Genomic DNA, 24,125 nt, shown 5'->3' on the forward strand with positions numbered 1-24,125 from the left:
CGGATCAACAGCCGGATCCGCAGGGGGCCGGAGGACGAGGTCCGGGGAACGCGGCCCAGCCTAGCATTGCGACATCCGGCGCCGCGGCGTCCTGCGGGGGTTCACCCGTCGGCCGTCGAGGAAGGGTCAGTCGAGCATCGCGGTGACCGACCCGCCCGCGGTGTCCACCTGCAGCGGCAGCACCCGCCAACCGGCCATGACGCCCCCGAACGCCTCGGCGATCGCCTCGTCCGCGTCGCTGCCACCACCGGGAAGCCGGCGCGCCAGCACGAGCACGGTCGGGCCGGCGCCCGAGACGACGGCTGCGACGCCACGGGCGCGCAGCGCCTCGACGAGCGCGAGCGAGGCCGGCATGACCTCGCGGCGGTACCCCTGGTGCAGCCGGTCACCCGTGGCGGCCAGGAGCAGGTCGGGTCGACGGCCGAGCGCCTCGACCAGCAGGGCGGCCCGCCCTGCCTGCCATGCCGCGTCGACGTGCGGCACCTGCTCGGGCAGCACGCCACGGGCTGCGCGCGTCGAGAGGTGACCCGGCGGGACGATCGCGATCGGCTGGACGTCGCCGTGCACGGCGAGCCTCGCGGCGCGCACCGCGCCGGGGTCCGACACTGCCCCCGGGGCGGTGCTCGGGTCCTCGGTCCACGCGACGGTCAGCCCGCCGAGCAGCGCCGGGGCGGCGTTGTCCGGGTGCCCCTCGAGCTGCGTCGCGAGCGCGAGCGCCACGCCGTCGTCGAGCGCCTCGGGCTCGGCGACCAGGCCACGGGCGGCCAGGATCCCCGCGACGACCGCGGCGGCCGACGACCCCAGACCTCGTCCGTGCGGCACCCGGTTGCGGCACACCAGGTGCAGCCCGGTCTGCGGTGCGCCGACGTGGTCGAGCGCGACGCGCAGCGCACGCACGACGAGGTGCGTCTCGTCGTCGGGGACGGTCCCGGCCCCCTCGCCCTCCACCTCGACGCGCACGTCGGCCGTGCCGAGCGCACGCACCTCGAGCTCGTCGTGCAGGCCCAGGGCCAGGCCGAGCGCGTCGAAGCCGGGGCCGAGGTTGGCGGACGTCGCCGGGACGCGGACCCGGACGTGCGCGGTGCGCAGACGCACGTCTCAGCCCAGGCCGAGCGCGTCGGCGATGGACACCACGTCGGTCGACAGGCGCTGCGGCTGCACCTCGCTGCCGTCCGCCGTGCGCAGCGCCCACTGCGGGTCCTTGAGGCCGTGGCCCGTCACCGTCACGACGATGCGTGCACCCGCAGGGACCAGGCCGCGCTCGGCCCGCGCCAGCAGCCCGGCGACGCCCGCGGCCGACGCGGGCTCGACGAAGACCCCGACCTCGGCGGACAGCACGCGGTGCGCGGCGAGGATCTGCTCGTCGGTCACCGACTCGATGACGCCGCCGGAGACGTCCCGCGCCTCCTCCGCCTGCTGCCAGGACGCGGGGTTGCCGATGCGGATGGCGGTCGCGATGGTCTCCGGGGAGTCCACCGGGTGGCCGAGCACGATGGGCGCGGCACCCGCGGCCTGGAAGCCCCACATCACCGGCGTGTGCGTGGCCAGGGCAGGCATGCCCTCGCCGGCGTCGAGTCCCGCGTACTCGCGGTAGCCCTTCCAGTACGCCGTGATGTTGCCCGCGTTGCCGACGGGCAGGCAGTGGATGTCCGGGGCGTCACCCAGCGCGTCGACGATCTCGAACGCCGCCGTCTTCTGACCCTCGATGCGGTCGGGGTTGACCGAGTTCACCAGCTCGACGGGGTACGCCTCGGCGAGCTTGCGCGCAGCGATCAGGCAGTCGTCGAAGTTGCCGTCGACCTGCAGCAGGCGCGCGCCGTGCGCGATCGCCTGGCTGAGCTTGCCCATCGCGATCTTGCCGTCCGGCACGAGCACCGCGCAGACCATGCCGGCGCGGGTGGCGTAGGCCGCCGCCGAGGCGGACGTGTTGCCCGTCGACGCGCACACCACGACCTTGGCGCCGCGCGCGGCGGCCGCGGAGATGGCCGTCGTCATCCCGCGGTCCTTGAAGGAGCCGGTCGGGTTCATGCCCTCGACCTTGACGTGCACGTCGGCGCCCGTGCGCTGCGACAGCACGGGGGCGTGCACGAGCGGCGTGCCGCCCTCCCCCAGCGTGACGACGCGCTCGGTGACGTGGGCGGGCAGACGGTCGGCGTACTCGGCGATGACGCCGCGCCACTGGTGGGCCATGGGGGTGAGGTTCCTCGCGTGGGTGGGGTGGGGTTCAGAGCACCGGCAGCACGGACACGACGCCGCGCACGACGTCGAGCGCGGCGACCGCGTCCACGGTCGCACGCACGGCACGCTCGGGAGCGGTGTGGGTGGTGATGACGAGGGTGGCCGACACGTCGTCGCCCGTGCCCTGCAGCGTCTGGCGCACGGACTCGATCGACACGTCCTGCGCGGCGAGCTCGGCCGCCACGCGTGCGAGCACGCCGGGACGGTCGTCGACCTCGAGGCGCACCTGGTAGCGCGAGCGCGCCTCGCCGCCGTCGAGGACGGGCAGGTCCGCGTGGGACGACTCGACCGGACCCTTGCCGCCCAGCACGCGGTGACGCGCCACCGAGACCAGGTCGCCGAGGACGGCCGACGCCGTCGGCGCCCCGCCCGCGCCGCGCCCGTAGAACATGAGCTCGCCCGCGGCCTCCGCCTCGACGAACACCGCGTTGAAGGCCCCACGCACCCCCGCGAGCGGGTGGTCGGACGGCACGAGCGTGGGCTGGACGCGCACGAGCACGCCCTCGGTGCCGTCGGCGGCGCGAGCGCGCTCCGCGACCGCGAGCAGCTTGAGCACGTGCCCGGTGCGCTCGGCCCACGTGACGTCGGCGGCGGTCAGCCCCGTGATGCCGACCCGGTCGACGTCGGCCAGCGCGACGCGCGTGTGGAACGCGAGCGACGCGAGGATCGCGGCCTTCGCCGCGGCGTCGTAGCCCTCGACGTCGGCCGTGGGGTCCGCCTCGGCGTAGCCGAGGACCTGGGCCTCCTTGACGGCCTGGTCGAGCCCGAGTCCCTCGGTGGTCATCGAGTCCAGCACGTAGTTGGTGGTGCCGTTGACGATGCCGAGCACGCGCTGCACGGTGTCGCCCGCGAGCGACTCGCGGACCGGCCGCACGATGGGGATCGCACCGGCGACGGCGGCCTCGAAGTAGAGGTCGGTGCCGGCGGCGTCGGCCGCGTCGTACAGCGCGGGGCCGTCCTGGGCCAGCAGCGCCTTGTTCGCCGTGACGACGGACGCGCCGTGCTCGATCGCCCGCAGCACCAGCGTGCGGGCGGGCTCGATGCCTCCCATGAGCTCGACGACCACGTCGGCGCGGGCGACGAGCGACTCGGCGTCCGTGGTGAGCAGGGCGCGGTCCACGACCGGGTCACGCTCGGCGTCCAGCGACCGGACGGCCACGCCGACCAGCTCGAGCCGTGCACCGACGCGCGCGGCGAGCTCGTCGCTCTCCGTCACCAGGCGGCGCACGACCTCCGTCCCGACGACGCCGCAGCCGAGGACGGCGACGCGCAGGGGCGGGTGGGTGCCGGGGGTGAGGGCCACGCAGGTGCCTTCCGAGCGGGGCGGTCGACGGGGCCGCCGGGTGGGTCGTCGGTCCGGGACGCCGCACAGGGCCGCGCCTCGGTCGCCGCCCAGGATAGAGGGGGTGACCGCGCGCCGTGGCGGCCGTCCGGGCTACGGGCGCGGACGTCCTGGACGAGCGGCCTTGTTAGGACAGGCTCACCTGATCTACGGTGGGGTCCTGACAGATCGTCAGCAACACTCGCCGCCGTCGCGCGCAGTACCCCGGGAGCCCCACGTCATGACCGCACCGACCCCCGACCTGGTCCTCGACCCGGCTCCCCCGCTGTCGGCCGCGCTGCGCGACGGCACGCGGGCGGACCACGAGGCGGCCGAGCGCTCCGACTTCGTCGAGCACCTCGTCGGCGGCACGCTGCCGCTCGCGGGCTACGTCGACCTCGCCGCGCAGCAGCACGCGGTGTACACCGCCCTCGAGGCCGCCGGTGACCGCCTCGGCGCGGCAGGCGCCGACGGCGGGCTGGTGTTCCCCGAGCTCGTGCGCGTCCCCGCGATCGAGGCGGACCTCGCCCACCTGCTCGGCGACGACTGGCGCACGCAGGTGCGGGTGCTTCCCGCGACCGCGGAGTACGTCGCACGGCTCGAGGCGGTCGGCGACGACCTGCCCCGCTACGCCGCCCACGCGTACACGCGGTACCTCGGCGACCTGTCGGGCGGGCAGATCCTCAAGCGCATGATCGAGCGCCACCACGGCCTGAGCGGCGCGGGCGTGTCGTTCTACGACTTCCCGCAGATCCACAAGCTCAAGCCGTTCAAGGACGTCTACCGCGAGCGCCTCGACGCACTCGACCTCACACCGGCGCAGCGGGACGAGGTGGTCGAGGAGGCGCGCGTCGCGTTCCGGCTCAACCGGGCGGTGTTCGTCGACCTCGCCGCGGCGCACGTCGCCTGACCCCGACGTCCGCAGGACCCCGGCGCGCTCGGTGCGCCGGGGTCCTCGCGTCCGCGGGGGTCGACGGACGGGGCGGCACCGAGCGGCGCCACCCCCGTCCGTCGTGCTGACGTCAGGCGGTGGTGGTCTCCCGGCGCCGTCGCGCGACACCGACCATGAGAGCCCCGAGCAGCACGAACGCCGCCGACGCACCGACGCCCGACAGCGCGTCGGATCCGGTCGTCGCGAGCCCCGTGCTCGCGTCGCACTCCACCTGCCCGCCGAGCGGCAACGTGAACGACACCGGGTCGAGCGCCTCGCCGGCCGTGTAGAAGCCCGCGAAGCCCGTCGCGCCGGCGGCCGTGAGCGTCGCCGGGACGCCGCTGTACGCCACCCGGCCGTCGCCCACGGTCCGCTGCCCCGCGGACAGCGCGAGCGTCGCGAGGGTCACGCGCGACGTGCCGTCACCGTTGGTGACCGTGGCGGTGAGCACGGCCGACGTGGCACTGGTGACCTGCACCCGCGGGTCGGCGATCGTCAGCGCCAGGGCGCCGTCGTGACCCGAGAACGCGACGCGTCCGGACCACGCGGCAGCGCCCGCCGGGCCGTCGGCGTTGAAGCGGCCGGTGCCGCCGGACCACGTCCACGGCCCGTTGCCGGACACGCCGGAGGGCGTGATGGAGCCGCGCGCCACCGGGCCGGCGACGTACGTGCGGAAGCTGTCCCGCACGCCCCACGTCAGGGTGGCCCCCCTGACCGAGCGCGCGACGCACCGGGGCTGCGCGGCCGTGACCGTGATCGACTGCCGCAGCGTCTGGTCCGCACCGACGAGCACGAGCGTGTGACGCCCGGCGGGGGTCGACGCAGGAACCGTGAGCTGGACGGTCACGACGCCGGAGGCGTCGGCGGTCAGGCCGCGCGCGAGCACGACAGGCGTGGAGTGCAGCTCCAGCCGGATGCCCGTCTCGCCCGGGCGGAAGCCGCCGGCCGTGAGGCTCAGCTGACCGCCCGCGGTGACGGCCCCGGACGTCAGCCCCTCGACGGTCAGCGGCGCGGGCGCAGCCGGAGCCGGAGCCGGCGCCGGCGGCGTGGCGGCCAGCTGCGGCACGCCGTCGAACGACAGCGGCGTGCTCGTGTCCAGCGACCGGTCGCCCGAGCCGTGCGCGGCCATCGTGACGACGTGGAACGGAGTGGTGGCGTGGTCGTACGTGACGCCGTCGCTGACGTAGGTCGGGCGGACGCCGGTGAACCGGACCGTGAAGGTGCCGTCCGCGGCGAGCGGTGCCATGTCGCCGACGGCGGTCGTCACGCGCGGGTTCACCCACGTCGCGGCCTGGAACGTCGAGGCGTCGAGGTACCACGCGTCGCCCAGCCGGGGGCCGACCGCGACGTACAGGCCGTTCGCCGCGACGCCCGCGCCGAAGCCCGTGCCGCGCACCGTCAGGTCGAGCGAGCCGTCGGTCCGCAGGACGCGGTCGACCGTCACCGCCGGGCCCACCGGCTGCTCCGGGGTGGGCGTCGGGGTGGGGGTGGGTGTCGGCGTCGGCGTGGGCGCCGGGGTCGGCTCGGGCGTCGGCTCGGGGGTCGGCTCGACGAACGTCAGCGGCGTGAACGTCTCGTACGCCGCCACCGCAGCACCCGAACCCGCGTACGTGTAGATCCCGTACCGCGCACCGGCCACCGGCGACTTCGCGTCCAGCTCCGCCTTGTCGACCCGCAGCGTCGCGGTGAACGACCCGTCCTCCCGCAGCTCGATCGCACCCGCGGACGGACCACCGATCGTGGCCATCGAGTCCGCCGGGACCGCCCAGCTCGTCGCCGCGGCCTTCCGCGCGCCCGACGACGCACCCACCGACGGCTGCCACACCTCGGGGAACGCACCGAACACCACGTACGCACCGGCCGCACGACCCGCCAGCGGCGGACGCGCACCGGTCGCCAGCGACGGCAGGAAGCCCGTGCCCTCGACCGTCACCGTCGTCACGCCCTCGACCGGCAGCTCCGTGCGCGACACCCGCACCGCAGGCGCCGGGGCCGGGGCCGGTGTGGGTTCGGGGGTCGGCGTCGCCGTGGGCGACGGGGTCGGCGTCGGCTCGGGGGTCGGCTCGACGAACGTCAGCGGCGTGAACGTCTCGTACGCCGCCACCGCAGCACCCGAACCCGCGTACGTGTAGATCCCGTACCGCGCACCGGCCACCGGCGACTTCGCGTCCAGCTCCGCCTTGTCGACCCGCAGCGTCGCGGTGAACGACCCGTCCTCCCGCAGCTCGATCGCACCCGCGGACGGACCACCGATCGTGGCCATCGAGTCCGCCGGGACCGCCCAGCTCGTCGCCGCGGCCTTCCGCGCGCCCGACGACGCACCCACCGACGGCTGCCACACCTCGGGGAACGCACCGAACACCACGTACGCACCGGCCGCACGACCCGCCAGCGGCGGACGCGCACCGGTCGCCAGCGACGGCAGGAAGCCCGTGCCCTCGACCGTCACCGTCGTCACGCCCTCGACCGGCAGCTCCGTGCGCGACACCTGCACCGCAGGCGCCGCCGCGGGCGCCGGCTCGGCCGACGCGGGCGCGGCGGCGGCGAGGCCTCCGGCGCCCAGGACGAGCGCGGTGAGCGCTCCGGTGACCGCGCGAGCGGCGCGGACGGTCCTTCGTGGGTACATCGTGTTCCTCTTCCGGGGACGGACGTGCGAGCGGGTGCCGGCGGCGCGAGGCCCGGCCGGCGTCAGGGAGGTCGCGGGGGTCACGCGGCGGAGCCGCGACGTCGCGCACGCCACCACACGGCACCGGCGGCCGCGGCGAGCACCGCGCCCCCGGCAGCGAGCGCCGGCGGCAGGGCGGAGCCGTCGGCGTCCGCGTCCACCACCGCGGCGGCGACCGTCGGTTCGGCGGTCGGGCTCGCCACGGGCTCGGCCGGCTCGGTCGCGGACGGTTCCGTCGTCGGCGTCGCGGGCGCGTCGTCGGTCGCGAAGGTCACGGGGGTGAACGTCTCGTTGGTGGCGTTCTCGACGCCGTGCGCGCCGATCGTCAGGACGCCGCACGTGACCTGCAGGCAGTCGATCTCGGTCGTGCCGCCCGCGGCGTCCAGTGCGGCGAACCGGGCACCCGGCACGGTGACGGTGGCGCTGAACGACCCGTCCTCGCCGAAGGTGCCGCCGTTCGCCTCGACCGCCGTCTGCGACCCGGGGAACGCGACGAAGACCTGGTAACCCGCGTTGTCGCGCGCCGCGTCGTCCACGGCGTAACGCAGGTCCGTGCCCGTCGCACCGCCCTGGCTGGGCCGCCACGTGCCGCCCGCCGGGTCGTCGACCCACCCGAACAGCACGTACAGGCCGCCGAAGCCGCCGGTCACGACCTGGAAGCCGGATCCCGTGACCTGCAGGGGCGTCGGCTCGCCGGCAGGCAGGCCGTCGACGCGGTCGACGGTCACGGACGCCGTCGAGGACGCGGCCGACGCGGGAGGGACCGTCGCGACGAGAGCGGCGGACGCCAGGACGGCGGCGGCCAGGGCCGGCCGACGCAGGACGGGGGTCATGGGGTCTCCTGGGTGAGGGCGGGGGGCGCGGCGTCGCGGTGCGCGCGCACGGGCAGGACGACGATCTCGGCGGGCGCGCCGGGCACGCCCGACGTCCGGTGCCACACGTCGACCGGGTGCTGGTAGACCGCCGAGAGCAGGTCCGACGTCAGGACGTCGGCCGGTGCGCCGTCCGCCCGGACGCGCCCGTCGGCGAGCACGACGACGCGGTCGGCCCACGCCGCGGCGAGCGTGAGGTCGTGCAGCACGACGACGACGGCGGCACCCTCCTGCGCCGCGTGCCGCACGCGCGCGAGCAGCGCCTCCTGGTGACGGACGTCCAGCGCGGCCGTGGGCTCGTCGAGCAGCAGCACGGGCGCCTGCTGGGCGAGGGTGCGGGCGAACGACGTGCGGGCCTTCTCGCCGCCGGACAGCGTGGGGAACGTGCGGGCCGCCAGGTGGACGACGTCCGCGTCCGACATGGCCGCCGCGACCACGGCGTCGTCGCCGTCCTCCTGCGGCGTGCCGCGCCACGGGTGCCGACCCATGTGCACGACCTCCTCGACCCGGAACGGGAAGGACAGCCGCGTCTCCTGCAGCATGACCGCACGCCGCCGGGCCAGCCGCCGCAGGTCCTGCGCCTGCAGCTCGACACCGTCGAGCAGGACGCGCCCCGCGTCGGGACGCGGGTCGCCGCCGAGCACCGACAGGAGCGTCGACTTGCCGGCCCCGTTCGGCCCGACCAGCGCGACGACCTCACCGGCGGCCACCTCGAGGTCGACGCCGTCGAGCACCGTGTGGGCGCCGTACGCGACGCGGACGCCCTCGGCGCGCAGGACGCTCACGCCCACCCCCCGGCCGAGCGGCGGGTCCGGCGGATCAGCCAGAAGAAGAACGGCCCGCCGACGAGCGCCGTCAGCATCCCGATGGGCAGGTCGGCGTAGGGGACGGCGGTGCGCGCGACGAGGTCCGCGCCGACGAGCAGCACCGCTCCCCCGAGGGCCGAGGCCGGCACGAGCACCGCGTGCGACGGCCCCACCAGCATGCGGACGAGGTGCGGGACGACGAGCCCGACGAACCCGATGACGCCGCAGAACGCCACCGCGGCGGCCGTGAGGACCGCGACCACGACCACGGCCCCGACGCGCAGCCGCTCGACGTCGACGCCGAGGTGCCGCGCCGGCCGCTCGCCGAGCGCGAGCAGGTCGAGGCGGTGGCTCATGAGGACGGCGGCGACCAGCCCGACGAGCACGAGGGGCGCGACGACGGCGACGTACACCCAGCGCGTGCCGTTGAGGCTCCCGAGCTGCCAGAAGACGATCTGCTCGCGCGCCTGCGTGTCGCCCAGGAAGGTCAGGAACGCGACCGCGGCACCGCCGACGGCATTGACGGCGACGCCCGTGAGGACGAGCGTGACGACCTCGGTGCGACCTCCGCCGCGCGCGGTCAGGTACACCAGCAGCGTGGCCGCCAGCCCGCCGACGAACGCGAGCAGCGCGATCGTCCACGGCCCGGCGAACGTCCAGCCGGTGACGATGACGAGGCACGCGCCGACGGCGGCACCGGAGGACACCCCGACGATGCCCGGGTCGGCGAGCGGGTTGCCGAAGACGCCCTGCAGCACGGCACCGCCGGTGGCCAGCGCCGCGCCCACCAGCATCGCCATGACGACGCGCGGGAAGCGGATCGTCCACAGCGCCTGCTCGCCGTGCTGGTGCGCGGGCAGGGGCCCGACGTCCAGGCCGAGGCGGTGCAGCACCGAGCCGAGCACCTCGGCCGGCGGCACGCGCAGCTGGCCCGTCCCCGCGGCGACGACCGCGAGGGCCACGAGCGCCACCGCGAGCCCGACGAACAGCGCGCTGCGGCGCCAGGCCGCCCCCCGCTGCGGCGCGGCGACGACGGCGGGCGCACTCACGGCCGGCCCGGCGCGTACAGCGCGACCGCGAGGGCGTCGAGCACGTCGGCCGTGGTCGGACCGAAGCTGAGGACCTGCGAACCCGCCATGTCGACGATCCGTCGACGCTCGCCCGCGGGCGTGCTGGCGATCGCGGGCAGGCGGTCGAGCAGGCCGTCGACGCCGCCGACGGAGGTCAGGCCGTCCGTCATCATGAGGATGACGTCGGGCGACGCCGCGACCAGCCCCTCGTCGTTGACGGGGCGCATGCCGCGCCAGCCGATCTCGTGCGCGACGTCGACGCCACCGAGTGCCTCGATGAGCGCACCGGAGCCCGAGCCCTCGCCGAACATGTAGTAGATCCCGGCCTGACCGCGCACGTAGAGGAAGACGATGCGCAACCGGTCGGCCGGGTCGGCGGGCGCGACCTGCGCGATCTGCGCGACCTTCGCCTCGACCTCGGCCTGCGTGCGCTGCGCGAGCTGCTCGCCCGCGTCGCTGACGCCGAGGCCGGCGGCGACCTGCCGCACGAGGTCGGGCGCACCGTTCACGTCGCGGTGCGAGTCGACGACAACCACCGGGATCCCGGCCTCGCGCACCTGCAGCACGACGTCCCACGGGCCGAGCGTGGTGTCGGTGACGATCACGGTCGGCGCGAGGTCGAGGATCGCCTCGGCCGACAGGTCGTGCCCACCCGCCGTGACGAGCGGGCGGTCGGCGACCTCCGCGAAGCCGGACGACACGTCGCGACCCACGACCCGGTCGCCGAGCCCGAGCTCGAACACGGTGCGGGCGAGGGTGCCGTAGACGTCGAGCGCGAGGATGCGCGAGACGTCGTCGACGGTGACCTCGGTGCCCTGCGCGTCGGTCACCGTCACGGGCAGCTGCGGGTCGGGGTCGTCGGTGACGGGCCGGACGGAGGCGTCGGCCACGACCGCGGTGGCGGGCCCGGTCGCGGTCCGCGGATCGTCGACCGGCGTGACGTCGGCGAGGCGTCGACCGCCGTCCGCCGCGGCGGCGACGGCGTCGCCGGGGCCGGAGCAGGCCGTCGTCAGCGCGACGAGCATCGCCAGCGTCGCGAGCAGGGTCGCACGCGCGCGCACGCCGTTCACCGCCTTCGTCACGGGGGACGCGGCGCGAGCGCGCCGCCAGGTGAACCTAACCTAGGTAAGGCTCACCTACCAAGGCGTACAGGGAGTGGAGTAGGACACATGTCCTGCTGCGTTCGCGCCCCTGACCTGGCCGAATCCCCGCAGACCGGGCGGCTCAGGAGGCGGAGACGTCCAGCGCCAGGAGGTCCTCCACGGTCTCGCGGCGCACGAGCACGCGCGACTCCCCCGCCGTCACGGCCACGACCGGCGGACGCGTCAGGAGGTTGTAGTTCGACGCCATCGAGCGTCCGTAGGCACCCGTGGCGGCCACCGCGAGGAGGTCGCCGGCGCGCACGTCGCCCGGCAGCTGCACCTCGTGGACCACGATGTCGCCGCTCTCGCAGTGCTTGCCGACGACCCGGGCCAGCACCGGCGCGACGTCCGACACGCGCGACACGATCTCGGCGTGGTACTGCGCGCCGTACAGCGCGGGACGGATGTTGTCGCTCATGCCGCCGTCGACCGACACGTAGGTGCGCACGCGGCCGTCGTCGAGCCGCACCGGCTTCACCGTCCCGACCGTGTACAGCGTCAGGCCCGCGGGCCCCACGATCGCGCGCCCCGGCTCGATCGACAGCCGCGGCAGCGGCGTCCCGAGCTCGCGCGCCGCGTCGGCCACGGCCTGCGCGACCTCTTTCGCGATGCGGTCGGGGTCGAGCGGGACCTCGTGCGGCAGGTACGCGATGCCGTAGCCGCCGCCGAGGTCCACCTCGTCGACCAGCACGCCCGTCCGGTCCCGCAGCGCCGCGCGCAGCGCGAGCACACGGTGCGCCGCGACCGCGAACCCCGACGGGTCGAGGATCTGCGAGCCGATGTGCGAGTGGATGCCCAGCAGGTGCAGCTCGGGGTGGTCCAGGACGCGCAGCAGCGCCGTCAGCGCCGGGCTGTCGCCGCCGTCGGGACCCGCGGCGAGCGACAGGCCGAACTTCTGGTCCTCGTGGGCCGTGGAGATGAACTCGTGCCCGCCGGCGTGCACGCCCGTCGTGACGCGCACCATGACCGGCGCCGGGTCCCCGGCGGGCCCGCGGTGCTCGCGGACGAGCGCGGCGAGACGGTCTACCTCGACGAGCGAGTCGACGATGATGCGCCCCACGCCCGCGTCGAGGGCCGCACGCAGCTCGTCGTCGGACTTGTTGTTGCCGTGCAGGCCGAGGTGCGCACCCGGGACGCCCGCCGCCAGTGCGACGGCCAGCTCGCCGCCGCTCGCCGTGTCGACCCGCAGCCCCTCGTCGTGCACCCACCGCGCGACCGCGCGCGTCAGCAGCGCCTTGCCCGCGTAGTAGACGTCCACACCCGTGCCGACCTGCGCGCACGCGGTCTCGAACGCCGTGCGGTAGGCACGCGCACGGGCGCGCAGGTCCGCCTCGTCCACCACGTACGCGGGCGTGCCGTGCGTGGCCGCGAGGTCCCGGACGTCGACGCCGGCGACCCGCACGGCACCGTCGGCGCCACGCACGACGCCGGACGACCACGGCACGCCGAGGGGCCCGGCGGTCACATCCGCTCCGGCGCGCTCACCCCGAGCAGGCCGAGCGCGTTCGCGAGCACCTGGCGGGTCGCGTCGTTGAGCCACAGGCGCGTGCGGTGCGCGTCGGTGATCTCCTCGTCGCCCCACGGCACGACGCGGCGCTTCTGGTCGTACCACTTGTGGTACGCCCCGGCGACCTCCTCGGCGTAGCGCGCGACGCGGTGCGGTTCGCGCAGGTCCGCGGCCTGCGCCACGACCCGCGGGAAGTCGGCCAGCAGCCCGAGGAGCTTGGCCTCGGACTCGTGGTCGAGCAGGGAGGCGTCGAAGCCGTCCTCCCGGCGCACGCCCGCCTCGGCGGCGTTCCGTGCGACGGCCGCCGTGCGGGCGTGCGCGTACTGCACGTAGAACACGGGGTTCTCGTTGGTGGCCTTGGTCAGCAGGTCGAGGTCGAGGTCGATCTGCTGGTCCGACGACGAACGCGACAGCGCGTAGCGCGCGGCGTCCACGCCGACCGCGTCGACGAGGTCGTCGATCGTCAGGACCGTGCCCGCACGCTTCGACATGCGCACGGGGGCGCCGTCCTTGACGAGGTTGACCATCTGCCCGATCAGCAGCTCGAGGTTGACGTGCGGCGTGTCGCCGAACGCCGCGCACACGGCCATCATGCGGCCGACGTACCCGTGGTGGTCGGAGCCCAGCATGATGAACACGCGGTCGAAGCCGCGCTCGCGCTTGTCGAGGTAGTAGGCGATGTCGCCCGCGATGTACGCGGCCTCGCCGTCGGACTTGATGATGACGCGGTCCTTGTCGTCACCGAAGTCGGTCGTGCGCAGCCACGTCGCACCGTCGGCCTCGAACACGTGCCCGGCGTCGCGCAGGCGCGTGATCGCGCGCTCGACCGCACCCGACTCGTGCAGCGAGTCCTCGTGGAAGTACACGTCGAAGTCGACGCCGAACTCGTGCAGCGACTGCTTGATCTCGGCGAACATCAGGTCGACACCGCGCGCGCGGAACGCCTCGCGCGCCTCGTCGTCCGGGAGCGTGCGCGGGTCGGGCTCGCCGGCCGCGAGCGCGTCCGCGACGACCTGGTCGGCGATCTCGGTGATGTACTGGCCGCCGTAGCCGTCCTCGGGCGCCTCGAGGCCCCGCGCACGGGCCACGAGGGAGCGCGCGAACTTGTCGATCTGCACGCCGTGGTCGTTGAAGTAGTACTCGCGCGCCACGTCGGCGCCCGACGCCTGCAGCACGCGCGCGAGCGCGTCACCGACCGCCGCCCAGCGCACGCCGCCGATGTGGATCGGGCCCGTCGGGTTCGCGGACACGAACTCGAGGTTGACCCGCACGCCCGCGAACGTGTCGTTGCTGCCGTACGCCGCGCCCTGCTCGACGATGCCGCGCGCGAGCTCACCGGCGGCGGCCGCGTCGAGGCGGACGTTGAGGAAGCCGGGCCCGGCGATCTCGACGGCCGCGATGCCGGGCACGTCGCGCAGGCGGCGCGCGAGCTCCTCGGCGAACCCGCGGGGGTTCATCCCCGCCTTCTTGGCGAGCTGCAGCGCGACGTTCGTCGACCAGTCACCGTGCTCGCGCTGGCGGGGTCGCTCGATGTGCACGCGGGCCGGGATCTCGGCCGGGTCGAGGGCGAACGTGCCGTCGTCGACGGCGTGCACGAGAGCGCCGCGCAGGGCGTCGGCGAGCTGGTCGGGAGTCACGGACCAAGGGTAGGCGACCGGCGCGGGGCAACCGCGACACGTTTCGGCCCGCCCACCGCCCCGGCACACTGGTGCGCGTGCTCGCCGACCTGCTGCCGCCCGGTGTCGTGGCCGTCGAGTCCTTCGGGCCCTGTGCGCCGGCGCCGCTGCTCGGCGACGAGGCGGCCGCCGTCGCGCGTGCCGTGCCCGCGCGGCGCGCCGAGTACGCCGCGGTCCGGGCGTGCGCACGCGACGCCCTCGAGCGGCTGGGCGTCGGTCGGCCGGCGGTGCCCAGCGCGCCCGACCGGTCGCCCGTGTGGCCGGGCGGGGTCGTCGGCGCCCTCACGCACTGCGACGGGTACCGCGCGGCCGCCGTGGCCCACGCCGGCACCTGGGCGGGTGTCGGTATCGACGCCGAGCCGCTCGCCCCCCTGCCCGACGGGGTCGCGGACCTCGTGACGTCCGACGACGAGCGCGGGGACCTCGCTGACGTCGATCCCGCGCACTTCCCCGACCGCGTCCTGTTCTCCGCCAAGGAGTCGGTCTACAAGGTCTGGTACCCGGTGGTCCGCACGTGGCTCGGGTTCGAGGACGTGCGCGTGCGCCTCGGGGACGGCACCTTCACCGCGCACCTCGCGGTGACGGGCCTGGGTGTCGACACGCTGCACGGCCGCTGGTCGACGGGTCGCGGCCTGGTCGTCACGGCAGTCACGCTGGCGCACCCACCCGGGCGACACGCCGGAGCGGGAGCGGACGGGGACTGGTCGTTCGGTCGTCGGACGTGTTGACTCGGGCCGGGGCACCGCGGCCGTCCGTCGTCGGCCCGCCCACCCGACGACGACGAGGAGGCCACCGCCCATGGTGCGACGCACCGGTCTGATCGACACCGCCGTCGACGCGCTGCGGTCGCGCATCAGCTCCGGGGAGTGGCCCGTCGGGTCACGCATCCCGCCCGAGCCGTCGCTCGTCGAGCTGCTGGGCGTCGGGCGCAACACCGTGCGCGAGGCCGTGCAGTCGCTCGTCCACGCCGGGCTGCTCGTGCGGCGTCAGGGGTCGGGCACGTACGTCGTGTCGTCCTCCGAGCTCGCCGTCACCATGGGACGGCAGATCGCGGACGCCCGGCAGCGCGACGTCGTCTCGGTGCGACGCGCACTCGAGATGGAGGCGGCGCGGCTCGCGGCTCGCCACCGCACCGCCACCGACGCGTCCGACCTGCTCGCCAAACGCGACGCCCGCGCCCGCGCCTACGACGGGGGCGACCTCGACGAGATGGTCGCGACCGACCTCGAGCTGCACCGGACGATCGTCCGGACGGCCGCGAACCCCGTGCTCCGGTCCCTGTACGACAACCTGCTCGAGGCCATCGGCGACAACATCCGCTTCAACTTCGTCACCGACGCGCACGCGCACGACGCGCACGACTCGCTGGTCGAGGCCATCGTCGCGGGCGACCCGGAGCGCGCCGCGTCCGAGACGAGCGCCTACCTGTCCGGCCTGCTCGAGGACGCGTGAGGCGCGCTTCCGGAAACCCGGCGGAGAGGCCCCGGGAGGGCTGGTAGTCTCGGGAATCGCCGCGCGCCCGTAGCTCAGCGGATAGAGCGTCTGCCTCCGGAGCAGAAGGTCGAAGGTTCGAATCCTTTCGGGCGCACCACGGATGCCTCAGGGCATCGAGAACGCCCGGACCCACGACACGTGGGTCCGGGCGTTTCGTCGTCCCGGGGTCCTCTCGACGCGATGGCCGGGCCAGGCGACCTCGAGGTCCAGCCGCAGCCCACCGGGGAGCACACCCCACCGTGCTGCGAGCCCCGCAGCGACTACCACCCTCGGTTGAGCCGAGCGAGCGGGCGGTGCGTCCCGACGATCACCACAGCAGCTCCCGCCACTCACGTGCCCGTTCCCGCCAGAGCCCAGATCGCCGCGCACGTGCCGATGACCGCCTGCCAGACCAGATCCCACCTGCCCGGCTCGACGATCCGGACCCGAAGGAGGAGGCCCTCGCGATGGCGGAGCAACCACGCGATCCCCATGCGCACGAGGGACGCGAGCATCCCGAGAGCAGCCGTCCATCCGAGCGACAGACCCACGACGTCCACCCACCGGCCGAGCACGGACTGAGTCGCCTCGGCCACGACGAACACCCCCGCGAACCAGAGTGCGGTTGCCAGACCGATGACCATGCGCGCCATCGCAGCCAGCGCCAGCAGCGGAACCAGCGCGTCGCGATAGCTCGCGCCCTGCCGCACCGCTGCAGGATGCGCCCGGGCCTCGACCATCGAGTCGGCGAGCGTCTCGTAGATGAGGAAGAGCGGACGCCAGAGCAGTCGGCGCATGAGCCAGGTCTCACCTACCTCGCTTCGAGGCATCTCAGGTCGAGTCGTCATCTGCGTGACCGGGCAGTCCGGTAAGCCTTGGGTGCGACATCCGCCCCCCCACAGGTAGTTGCCAGCCCGGTCCGCCTTTCGAGACTAGGACTTCACCGACCTGTTGTACTTCCGCAACACGCTGCGCACGGGTTTCTTACGAGACCCGTGGAACCTGATCGACAGGTTCCTGCCGAAGAACTTCGAACCGCCGGTAGCGGACCTGAGTGTTGCGACAGCACCCGAGCCACCACCGCGCCGGCACCATCCATCACGAGATCCGGGGTGTCACCACCCGCGGAGAACCCGTACCGCACGACCGACGTCTCCCCACCGACCACCTGGGTGCGCTGCACGATCCGGTCGGACGCGTCGCGCGCGAACGTCACCTTCACGCCCGAGCCGTCCGTGCTCGACACGTGACGGTCGGCCTGGTCGTAGCCGAACGCCTGCCCCGCCAACGCGGTGGTGTTGCCCCCGGCGTCGTACGAGATCGAGGCACCGCCCACGGTCCGCGACACCGGTGAGGCACCGGCGGGCAGGTCCGTCACCGTCGTCGACGTCAACCGGTCCACGTGGTCGAAGCACGAGGTGGTCGTCGTCACCGCGGCCCCGTCGAGCACGTCCCTCGACGACACCCGGTTTCCGTTCGCGCCCGCTCTCGTGTTCGCGCCGCACCCACCGGTGCCGGCGAACGAGTACGTCAGCTCGTGCCGCGGGATGACCGCGCGCACCAGACGCCCGCCGCCGTCGTACCAGTACGACGACGACCCTGGGCTCGCCCCGTCGCTCACCGTCGCGGTGAGCACCCGGCCCGACTGCGAGCGCACGACCCTGGATCTCCTCGGCCCTGCGAGGACTGCGCATGCGACTGAGTCATCCGCAGCACGTGCAGCACGCCCCTCGGCTACCGGCACGCCCGCGCCCCCGCGTCGGTGCGGCAACGATCGTGTCGCTGCGGCTACCGCAGAGCCTCGCCGGAGGAGGAAGCGGGGCAGTCGGACGGACCGTCGGCCTCGAGGAACTCACGCTCGCCCATGACCGCGCCGTCCACGAGGAACTCCCCTCCGAGCGCCCTCAGCGCAGGGATGTCCTCCTCATCCGCGACCCCTGCGTACAGCTCACCGGCCGTGACGACATCGACGCTGAAGGGTCGCGTCCAGTCCGGCACCGGCCCGCTCGAGCTCTCCCAGTAGGCGGGGTCGAGAACGATCCGAGGCGCACTCGCTCCGGACGTGCCGCCCGTGCTCGGGGTGATGTACCCGCTCGCGGTCCACCACCGGGACTCGTCGAGGGGGGACGCGCCGTCGTCCGGCGCGAAGATCACGGACTCGACCTGGACGTCGGCGCACGCCGGGAGGAGTACGACGACCGTGCCGCTCACCTGGGCGAGGCCGACGGACTGCCTCACCGGTTGGGACGGCAGCCCGCATGAGCAACACAGGAGCACCGCCACCGTCGCGAGTGTCACGCAGCGCCCGCGCGCCATCAGTACCCACCATCCTTCAGCCCAGCCTGGATCTCGAACGGGTTGCTTCTCGGACTGACGCCTCCGCCGAAGCAGGCCCCCGGCATGCTCGCGAGCCGGCGCCTGACGTCCTCGACCGCATCCGCCGGGCGCACGTAGGCGTCGATGCTCACCCACTGCGGCCGCAGTGACGTCACCACGGTGCGCACCAACGCCGAGACCTCGTGGGTACCGATCCGCTCGAGCGACGACACCAGCGGCTGTGTCCGCATGTGCCCTCATCCCCTTACCTCGCCGCGCGGCACGGTTCCGCCGCGTCTGCCCGCCACGATGGCTGCGAGCAACGTACCGGCCAGCCGCCTCCACGCCACGTGCCGTACGGATGCTCCCCGCCTCACCGGCCACACGGGAGACTCCGACCTCGGCTCCGCGTGCTCTTCCCGCAGACGAGGACCTTTCCCCGCTGCGGCGAGCCGGGCCGGGAGCCCGAAGCGACCTACCACAGAGCCGCGAGACACACCCCGAGCAGTACGGCCTCCCCCGGCCAGCCCAGCACTGCCCGCACCAAAGCACCAGGACTGTCGCTGGAACCCAGCAGGGCGAACGCCAGGTCCCGCAGGAAGACGAGAACCACCAGGGCGAGCAGCACGAGGGCAACCCGTGGCCGCGAGAGCTGCACCTCCAACGTTGACATTCCGGAGGTTGACGCCAACATCGACGGATGTCCAAACCGTGCTGACGACCGCACAGGGCGCGCAACCCATCATCGCACCGACGTTCAGCGCCAGCCGCGCGCCGCCGACAATGGTGGCACCACGGTCTCGCCAGAACTTCTTCAGGCTGAAGTGCCATCGAGGTCGAAGGCGTTGATGGGATCCGTCGGGTGGACGTACGCGTCGTCGACCCCTCCCTCGACCGGGTCGATAGACAGGAACCTCCCGAGCGCGGGCAGGTACACCCGCGCACCCATCTCGATCGCCGCTCGACGCGTCGACGCGGTACCTCGATCGACCGCACCAGACGCAGACGCGGAAGCCCCACCGCGCACGGTTCGCCCGGTCAGCGGTCGCCGACGGCTCGGCGGCGACGGGACCATGCACCGGTGACGATCTCGACGATGCGCGAGCTCGCGACCCGCTGGAGCGATCTCCTGCTGGCCGACGTCGGACCCGGCGACAGGCCGACGCGTGCGGTGCGGGACACCGGTTCGGTGCTGCGGCCGCCCGCGACCGAGGACCAGGTCGCGGCCACCGAGCGCAGGATCGGGCGGCGGCTGCCGCCGTCGTACCGCGAGTTCCTGCTGCTCAGCGACGGCGCGTACGCCGACCTGAACGGTGTCCGCCTGGTCTACCCGCACGGTGGGCCCGAGCAGCCACCCGCCGAGTCCGACGTGGTGGGTGTAGTGCTCCTGCCCGTCGCCGACCTGAGGTGGCTGCGGGACGTCGACCCGTTCATGGCGTCGCTGTGCGCGCAGGACGACGACGAGCCGGACCCCGTGGTGGTCGACGGTCAGGACGCGTGGCCGTGGACGCCGTTCGCGTCGGGTCTGGTCATCGCCGTCGACCACCGGCCCGGCACGACGTGCCTCGTGCCGGCCGACGGCGAGCAGGAGTGGCAGGTCTGGCACATCGCCAAGGAGACGTCGCAGGTCTTCGTGTCGTTCCGCTCGTTCCTCGCGCACGAGGTGGAGATCCGCGAGCCGGTCACGACCGTCGCCGAGACGCTCGCGGTGATCGAGCGCGCGAAGCGGGGTGAGCACCGGGCGGTGCGACGGCTCGCGCGTGTCACGGCGCCCGACGCCGTGGACGTCCTGGCCGGGCTGCTCGCCGAGCGGGCCGGGTGGGCCGCCCACGCCGTGCACGCGCTCGGTCGCATCGGGACCGACGAGGCCGTCGACGCGCTGGTCCGGGTACGGCCGCAGGGCGCCCCGCAGGCCCTCATGCGCGCGGGCAGCGACCGCGCACGCGACGTGCTGGCGGACTGGGGCTGCGTCACGCAGCTCGCGGCGCTGGGCGACCCGCGGGGCACGGCACTCGCGGTCGAGCGGCTGCGTCCCGGCGCCGCGACACGCGACGAGGTGGACGCCGCGATCCAGGTGCTCGCGGTCCACGGCGACGCCGGGCACGTCGACGTGCTCCTGCCGCACCTCGACGGCGAGCCGCTGACCGAGTTCCTCGCGGCCTACGCGCTCGCGGCCCTGGGCGCGGAAGCAGGGCGCCACCGCCTCGAGCAGATCGCGGCGGGAGGCGGGCCGATGCACGCGTCCGCCGAGGCGTGGGTGCAGATCCTCGCGCGCCGCGACGCGGCCGCCGAGACGGACCTGGGCTAGGCCACCACCGGTCTCGACGGGGTGCCCCGGGCGGGACCCAGGTCCCGTCGCACCCGTCCACCGAGCGTCGCGGCGAGACGCGGCTCACACCGCGGGGACTTTCATCCCATCTATCTGGGACCCCCCGAACCTACCGTCGGTACCAGCGACGGACCCTCCAAGGTCCGTCCCCCTCTCACCACTCACCGGGAGTCGAAGGTGTCCGAGACCACCAAGAAGAGCACCCGCGCGAAGGCCCCCGCCGCCGCGCCGGCCGAGGCACCCTCGGCCACCGCCGCAGCGCAGCCCGCCGGCTCGGCCCTCGGCGTCACCGAGGTCGACGTGGTCGCACAGGCCATCGACGAGCTCGTCGCGAACGCCACCAAGGCGCTCGCCGAGTTCGAGTCGATGACCCAGGAGGACGTCGACCGCTTCGTCAAGAAGGGCGCCGTCGCCGCGCTCGACCAGCACGGCCAGCTCGCCAAGCTCGCGGTCGAGGAGACCGGACGCGGCGTCTTCGAGGACAAGGCCGTCAAGAACATCTTCGCGTGCGAGCACGTCACCAACTCGATGGCGAACCTCAAGACGGTCGGCGTCATCAACGTCGACGAGCTCAACGGGATCACGGAGATCGCCGAGCCCGTCGGGGTCATCGCCGGCATCACCCCGGTGACCAACCCGACCTCGACCGCGATCTTCAAGTCGCTGATCTCGCTGAAGACCCGCAACCCGATCATCTTCGCGTTCCACCCGAACGCCCAGCGCTCCTCGGTCGCCGCCGCCCGGATCGTGCGCGACGCGGCCGTCGCCGCGGGTGCCCCCGAGCACTGCATCCAGTGGGTCGAGGCCCCGTCGCTCGCCGCGACCGGCGCCCTCATGAACCACCCGGGTGTCGCGACGATCCTCGCCACCGGTGGCAACGCGATGGTGAAGGCCGCGTACTCGTGCGGCAAGCCCGCCCTCGGCGTCGGCGCCGGCAACGTCCCGGCGTACGTCGAGAAGAGCGCCAAGCTGGCCCGGGCCATCAACGACATCGTCCTGAGCAAGGCCTTCGACAACGGCGTGATCTGCGCCTCGGAGCAGGCCGCGATCCTGGACGAGGAGATCTACGACGCCGCGATGGCCGAGTTCTCCCGCCTGCACGCCTACCGCGTCACCCCGGCGGAGAAGGCCAAGCTCGAGCAGTTCATCTTCGGCGTCGAGGCCGGCGGCGAGAACTGCGGCGGCGCCAAGCTCAACCCCGCCGTCGTCGGCAAGTCCCCGGTGTGGATCGCCGAGCAGGCGGGCTTCACCGTCCCGGGCGACACCTCGATCATCCTGGCCGAGGTCGCCGAGGTCGGCCCCGCCGAGCCCCTGACCCGCGAGAAGCTCTGCCCCGTGCTGGCGGTGCTGCGTGCCTCGTCCACCGAGGAGGGCATCGCGCTGGCCGAGAAGATGGTCGAGTTCGACGGCCTGGGCCACTCCGCCGCGATCCACACGCAGGACGACGCCCTCACGGTCGAGTTCGGCAAGCGCGTCAAGGCGATCCGCGTCATCTGCAACGCACCGTCGTCGCTCGGCGGCATCGGTGACATCTACAACGCCTTCATCCCGTCGCTGACCCTCGGCTGCGGCTCCTACGGCCACAACTCGGTGTCGAACAACGTGTCGGCGGTCAACCTGATCAACGTCAAGCGCGTGGGCCGGAGGAACAACAACTTGCAGTGGTTCAAGGTCCCCGCCAAGACGTACTTCGAGCCCAACGCGATCCGCTACCTCGCGGACATGGCGGGCATCGAGCGGGTCACGATCGTCACCGACACGACCATGACGAACCTCGGGTTCGTCGACAAGGTCCTCGACGTCCTGCGCCGACGCTCCAACAACGTCGCCGTGCAGATCATCGACGAGGTCGAGCCCGAGCCGTCCGTGCGCACCGTGCAGAAGGGCGCCGCGAACATGCGGCACTTCCGCCCCGACACGATCATCGCCCTGGGCGGCGGCTCGCCCATGGACGCCGCGAAGGTCATGTGGCTGCTCTACGAGCACCCCGAGATCGTCTTCTCGGACCTCAAGCAGAAGTTCTTCGACGTCCGCAAGCGCGCGTTCAAGTTCCCGGTCCTGGGCGACCTGGCCAAGCTCGTCTGCATCCCGACCACGTCGGGCACCGGCGCGGAGGTCACCCCGTTCGCCGTCATCAGCGACCCCGACTCGGGCAAGAAGTACCCGCTCGCGGACTACGCGCTGACGCCGACCGTCGCGATCATCGACCCGGTGCTGACCCACAAGATGCCGCGGTCGCTGGCGGCCGACTCCGGGTTCGACGCCCTGACGCACGCGACCGAGGCGTTCGTCGCGGTCTACGCGAACGACTTCACCGACGGCATGGCGCTCCAGGCGATCCGCCTCATCTTCGACAACCTCGCGCAGTCGGTGAACGGCGACCCGACCGACCCGCTCACGCAGGACGCGCGGGAGAAGATGCACAACGCGGGCACGATCGCCGGCATGGCGTTCGGCAACGCGTTCCTCGGGATCGTGCACGCCATGGCGCACGTGATCGGCTCGACGTACCACCTGGTGCACGGCCGCACGAACGCCACGCTGCTGCCCCACGTCATCCGCTACAACGGCACCGTCCCGACCAAGCTCACGAGCTGGCCGAAGTACGAGTCCTACGTGGCCCCGGAGCGGTTCCAGCAGATCGCGGCCATGCTCGGTCTGCCGGCGTCGACCCCCGAGGAGGGCGTCGAGTCCTACGCGCTGGCCGTCGAGGCGCTGCGCGCGAAGGTCGGCATCCCGCAGTCCTTCGCGGAGCAGGGCGTCGACGAGCAGGAGTTCATGAGCCGGCTCGACGAGGTCGCGATGGGCGCCTACGAGGACCAGTGCGCACCGGCGAACCCGCGCATGCCGATGATCGGCGACATGAAGGACATCATGACTGCGGCCTACTACGGCACGTCGCTGGAGGACGTCCGGAACCGCCGCGAGCGAGCGGGGGCCTGACCGCCTCCCCGACGGTCCGCCGCCTCGCCCCACGCTGGCGGCACCCCCGCGAACGCTCCGACGCCCCCGCCCCGGCTCTCCCCGGGCGGGGGCGTCGCCGTTCGCGTCCCGCACGACGACGGCTCCCCGACGCGCGCGACCGACCATGCCGGGGCAAACTGGGCGCCCCCGGCCACCCCCCGGCCGGGCACCCGAACCGAAGGAGGGTCCCCGTGGCCGCGCTCGGCTCCCCCACCCGCCGTCCCCTGTCCCGCACCACGCCGTCCGGCACCGTGACGTCGCGTCGCAGGCACCGTGCGGTCCACGCGCTCGCGGCGGGTGCGCTCGCGCTGGGCCTGACCGCGTGCACCGACGGTGACGTGCAGAACGCCGCGGACGGCCTGTCGAGCGCCGCGCAGGGGGCCGCGGACGAGCTCACCGCCGCCGGCGACAAGATCCAGCAGGCGCTCGGCGACGCGCAGACGCACGCGGACGAGGCACGCGCCGGTGTCGACGCGGCGCGCGCCGAGGTTGCCGGGCTGGGTGACCAGGCCCGGGGCGAGGCCGACGCCGCCGTGAGCTCCGCGCAGGCCGCGGTCGAGGAGGCGGAGCAGGCGGTGGCGCAGGCGAAGGCCGACGGGACCGAGGCGTCGGCGCAGGCCCTGGCCGACGCGCGGGCGAACGTCGACGCCGCGCGGGCCGAGCTCGACGCCGTCACGGCCGGCGCCGGGGCGGAGGCCGGGGGCGCGCTGCAGGACCTCGGGGCGAAGCTCGCCACGCTGGGCCAGGACCTGGAGGCCGCGACGCAGTGACGCCGTGGCGTCCGGTCCGCGCGCCACGACGAGCGTCGCGGACCA

Annotated in this window: 20 protein-coding genes and 1 tRNA gene; 7 read left to right on the forward strand and 14 right to left on the reverse strand. The window is 74.0% G+C overall.

The window, feature by feature from the left end; all coding sequences use genetic code 11:
• Nucleotides 1–126 precede the first annotated feature (126 nt).
• From thrB to IR158_RS13800, 3 genes are read right to left on the reverse strand one after another with little or no spacing between them, the layout of a single operon-like run.
• Nucleotides 127–1,095: a homoserine kinase gene (gene thrB, locus IR158_RS13790; protein WP_291813973.1), complete on the reverse strand. Its 969-nt coding sequence runs from the start codon at nt 1,093–1,095 to the stop codon at nt 127–129.
• Nucleotides 1,096–1,098: 3 nt separating this feature from the next.
• Nucleotides 1,099–2,190 carry a threonine synthase gene (thrC, locus tag IR158_RS13795; protein ID WP_291813975.1) on the reverse strand — a complete coding sequence of 364 codons (1,092 nt, stop codon included), beginning with the start codon at nt 2,188–2,190 and terminating at the stop codon, nt 1,099–1,101.
• 34 nt (nt 2,191–2,224) lie between these two features.
• Entirely contained in the window at nt 2,225–3,541 is a 1,317-nt protein-coding gene (locus IR158_RS13800) for a homoserine dehydrogenase (protein WP_291813977.1), read from the reverse strand.
• Between the two features lie 259 nt (nt 3,542–3,800).
• Here IR158_RS13800 and IR158_RS13805 point away from each other — a divergent pair, with 259 nt between their 5' ends.
• Entirely contained in the window at nt 3,801–4,469 is a 669-nt protein-coding gene (locus IR158_RS13805) for a heme oxygenase (biliverdin-producing) (protein ID WP_291813979.1), read from the forward strand.
• 112 nt (nt 4,470–4,581) lie between these two features.
• Here IR158_RS13805 and IR158_RS13810 read toward each other — a convergent pair whose 3' ends face one another.
• The 7 genes from IR158_RS13810 to argS form a co-directional block, all read right to left on the reverse strand.
• Nucleotides 4,582–7,116, reverse strand: coding sequence for an HtaA domain-containing protein (locus IR158_RS13810; protein ID WP_291813981.1), 2,535 nt, complete (start codon nt 7,114–7,116; stop codon nt 4,582–4,584).
• A gap of 80 nt (nt 7,117–7,196) precedes the next feature.
• Nucleotides 7,197–7,988 (reverse strand): hypothetical protein, encoded by a 792-nt coding sequence (locus IR158_RS13815; RefSeq protein ID WP_291813983.1) that lies wholly within the window; start codon nt 7,986–7,988, stop codon nt 7,197–7,199.
• The gene (locus IR158_RS13820; protein WP_291813985.1) at nt 7,985–8,812 is read right to left on the reverse strand and encodes a heme ABC transporter ATP-binding protein; all 828 of its coding nucleotides are present in this window, start codon (nt 8,810–8,812) and stop codon (nt 7,985–7,987) included. Before IR158_RS13820 ends, IR158_RS13815 begins: the two co-directional genes overlap by 4 nt.
• A complete protein-coding gene (locus IR158_RS13825; protein WP_291813987.1) occupies nt 8,809–9,882 on the reverse strand; it encodes an iron ABC transporter permease in 1,074 nt (357 codons plus the stop codon). The genes IR158_RS13820 and IR158_RS13825 overlap by 4 nt, the downstream gene beginning before the upstream one ends.
• Nucleotides 9,879–10,985 (reverse strand): ABC transporter substrate-binding protein, encoded by a 1,107-nt coding sequence (locus tag IR158_RS13830; RefSeq protein WP_291813989.1) that lies wholly within the window; start codon nt 10,983–10,985, stop codon nt 9,879–9,881. The genes IR158_RS13825 and IR158_RS13830 overlap by 4 nt, the downstream gene beginning before the upstream one ends.
• A 142-nt stretch (nt 10,986–11,127) precedes the next feature.
• Nucleotides 11,128–12,510 carry a diaminopimelate decarboxylase gene (gene lysA / locus IR158_RS13835; protein ID WP_291813991.1) on the reverse strand — a complete coding sequence of 461 codons (1,383 nt, stop codon included), beginning with the start codon at nt 12,508–12,510 and terminating at the stop codon, nt 11,128–11,130.
• Nucleotides 12,507–14,189: an arginine--tRNA ligase gene (argS, locus tag IR158_RS13840; protein ID WP_291813993.1), complete on the reverse strand. Its 1,683-nt coding sequence runs from the start codon at nt 14,187–14,189 to the stop codon at nt 12,507–12,509. Before argS ends, lysA begins: the two co-directional genes overlap by 4 nt.
• Nucleotides 14,190–14,266: 77 nt before the next feature.
• Here argS and IR158_RS13845 point away from each other — a divergent pair, with 77 nt between their 5' ends.
• From IR158_RS13845 to IR158_RS13855, 3 genes are all read left to right on the forward strand, one after another.
• Entirely contained in the window at nt 14,267–14,956 is a 690-nt protein-coding gene (locus IR158_RS13845; protein ID WP_291813994.1) for a 4'-phosphopantetheinyl transferase, read from the forward strand.
• A 70-nt stretch (nt 14,957–15,026) separates the two neighbouring features.
• A complete protein-coding gene (locus IR158_RS13850; protein WP_291813996.1) occupies nt 15,027–15,680 on the forward strand; it encodes an FCD domain-containing protein in 654 nt (217 codons plus the stop codon).
• A 63-nt stretch (nt 15,681–15,743) separates the two neighbouring features.
• Nucleotides 15,744–15,819, forward strand: a tRNA-Arg gene (locus IR158_RS13855).
• A 232-nt stretch (nt 15,820–16,051) separates the two neighbouring features.
• Here IR158_RS13855 and IR158_RS13860 read toward each other — a convergent pair.
• From IR158_RS13860 to IR158_RS13875, 4 genes are all read right to left on the reverse strand, one after another.
• Complete coding sequence (locus IR158_RS13860) at nt 16,052–16,498, reverse strand: hypothetical protein (protein ID WP_291813998.1); 447 nt, start codon at nt 16,496–16,498, stop codon at nt 16,052–16,054.
• A gap of 143 nt (nt 16,499–16,641) precedes the next feature.
• A complete protein-coding gene (locus tag IR158_RS13865; protein WP_291814000.1) occupies nt 16,642–17,358 on the reverse strand; it encodes a hypothetical protein in 717 nt (238 codons plus the stop codon).
• Between the two features lie 131 nt (nt 17,359–17,489).
• Nucleotides 17,490–17,939, reverse strand: coding sequence for a hypothetical protein (locus IR158_RS13870; protein ID WP_291814001.1), 450 nt, complete (start codon nt 17,937–17,939; stop codon nt 17,490–17,492).
• Between the two features lie 77 nt (nt 17,940–18,016).
• Nucleotides 18,017–18,250 (reverse strand): hypothetical protein, encoded by a 234-nt coding sequence (locus tag IR158_RS13875; RefSeq protein WP_291814003.1) that lies wholly within the window; start codon nt 18,248–18,250, stop codon nt 18,017–18,019.
• 848 nt (nt 18,251–19,098) lie between these two features.
• Here IR158_RS13875 and IR158_RS13880 point away from each other — a divergent pair.
• From IR158_RS13880 to IR158_RS13890, 3 genes are all read left to right on the forward strand, one after another.
• On the forward strand, nt 19,099–20,325 hold the full coding sequence (locus IR158_RS13880; RefSeq protein ID WP_291814005.1) for an SMI1/KNR4 family protein: 1,227 nt from the start codon (nt 19,099–19,101) through the stop codon (nt 20,323–20,325).
• 198 nt (nt 20,326–20,523) lie between these two features.
• Nucleotides 20,524–23,289, forward strand: coding sequence for a bifunctional acetaldehyde-CoA/alcohol dehydrogenase (adhE, locus tag IR158_RS13885; RefSeq protein WP_291814007.1), 2,766 nt, complete (start codon nt 20,524–20,526; stop codon nt 23,287–23,289).
• Nucleotides 23,290–23,501: 212 nt separating this feature from the next.
• The gene (locus IR158_RS13890; protein ID WP_291814009.1) at nt 23,502–24,080 is read left to right on the forward strand and encodes a hypothetical protein; all 579 of its coding nucleotides are present in this window, start codon (nt 23,502–23,504) and stop codon (nt 24,078–24,080) included.
• Nucleotides 24,081–24,125 lie beyond the last annotated feature (45 nt).

The sequence above is a fragment of the Cellulomonas sp. genome (assembly GCF_015234515.1).
Classification (GTDB): domain Bacteria; phylum Actinomycetota; class Actinomycetes; order Actinomycetales; family Cellulomonadaceae; genus Cellulomonas.

Coding starts and splice junctions, on each gene's coding strand:
- thrC (WP_291813975.1), bottom strand. CDS start 2,190: ATGGCCCACCAGTGGCGCGGCGTCATCGCCGAGTACGCCGACCGTCTG.
- IR158_RS13805 (WP_291813979.1), top strand. CDS start 3,801: ATGACCGCACCGACCCCCGACCTGGTCCTCGACCCGGCTCCCCCGCTG.
- IR158_RS13810 (WP_291813981.1), bottom strand. CDS start 7,116: ATGTACCCACGAAGGACCGTCCGCGCCGCTCGCGCGGTCACCGGAGCG.
- IR158_RS13815 (WP_291813983.1), bottom strand. CDS start 7,988: ATGACCCCCGTCCTGCGTCGGCCGGCCCTGGCCGCCGCCGTCCTGGCG.
- IR158_RS13850 (WP_291813996.1), top strand. CDS start 15,027: ATGGTGCGACGCACCGGTCTGATCGACACCGCCGTCGACGCGCTGCGG.
- IR158_RS13860 (WP_291813998.1), bottom strand. CDS start 16,498: ATGCGCCGACTGCTCTGGCGTCCGCTCTTCCTCATCTACGAGACGCTC.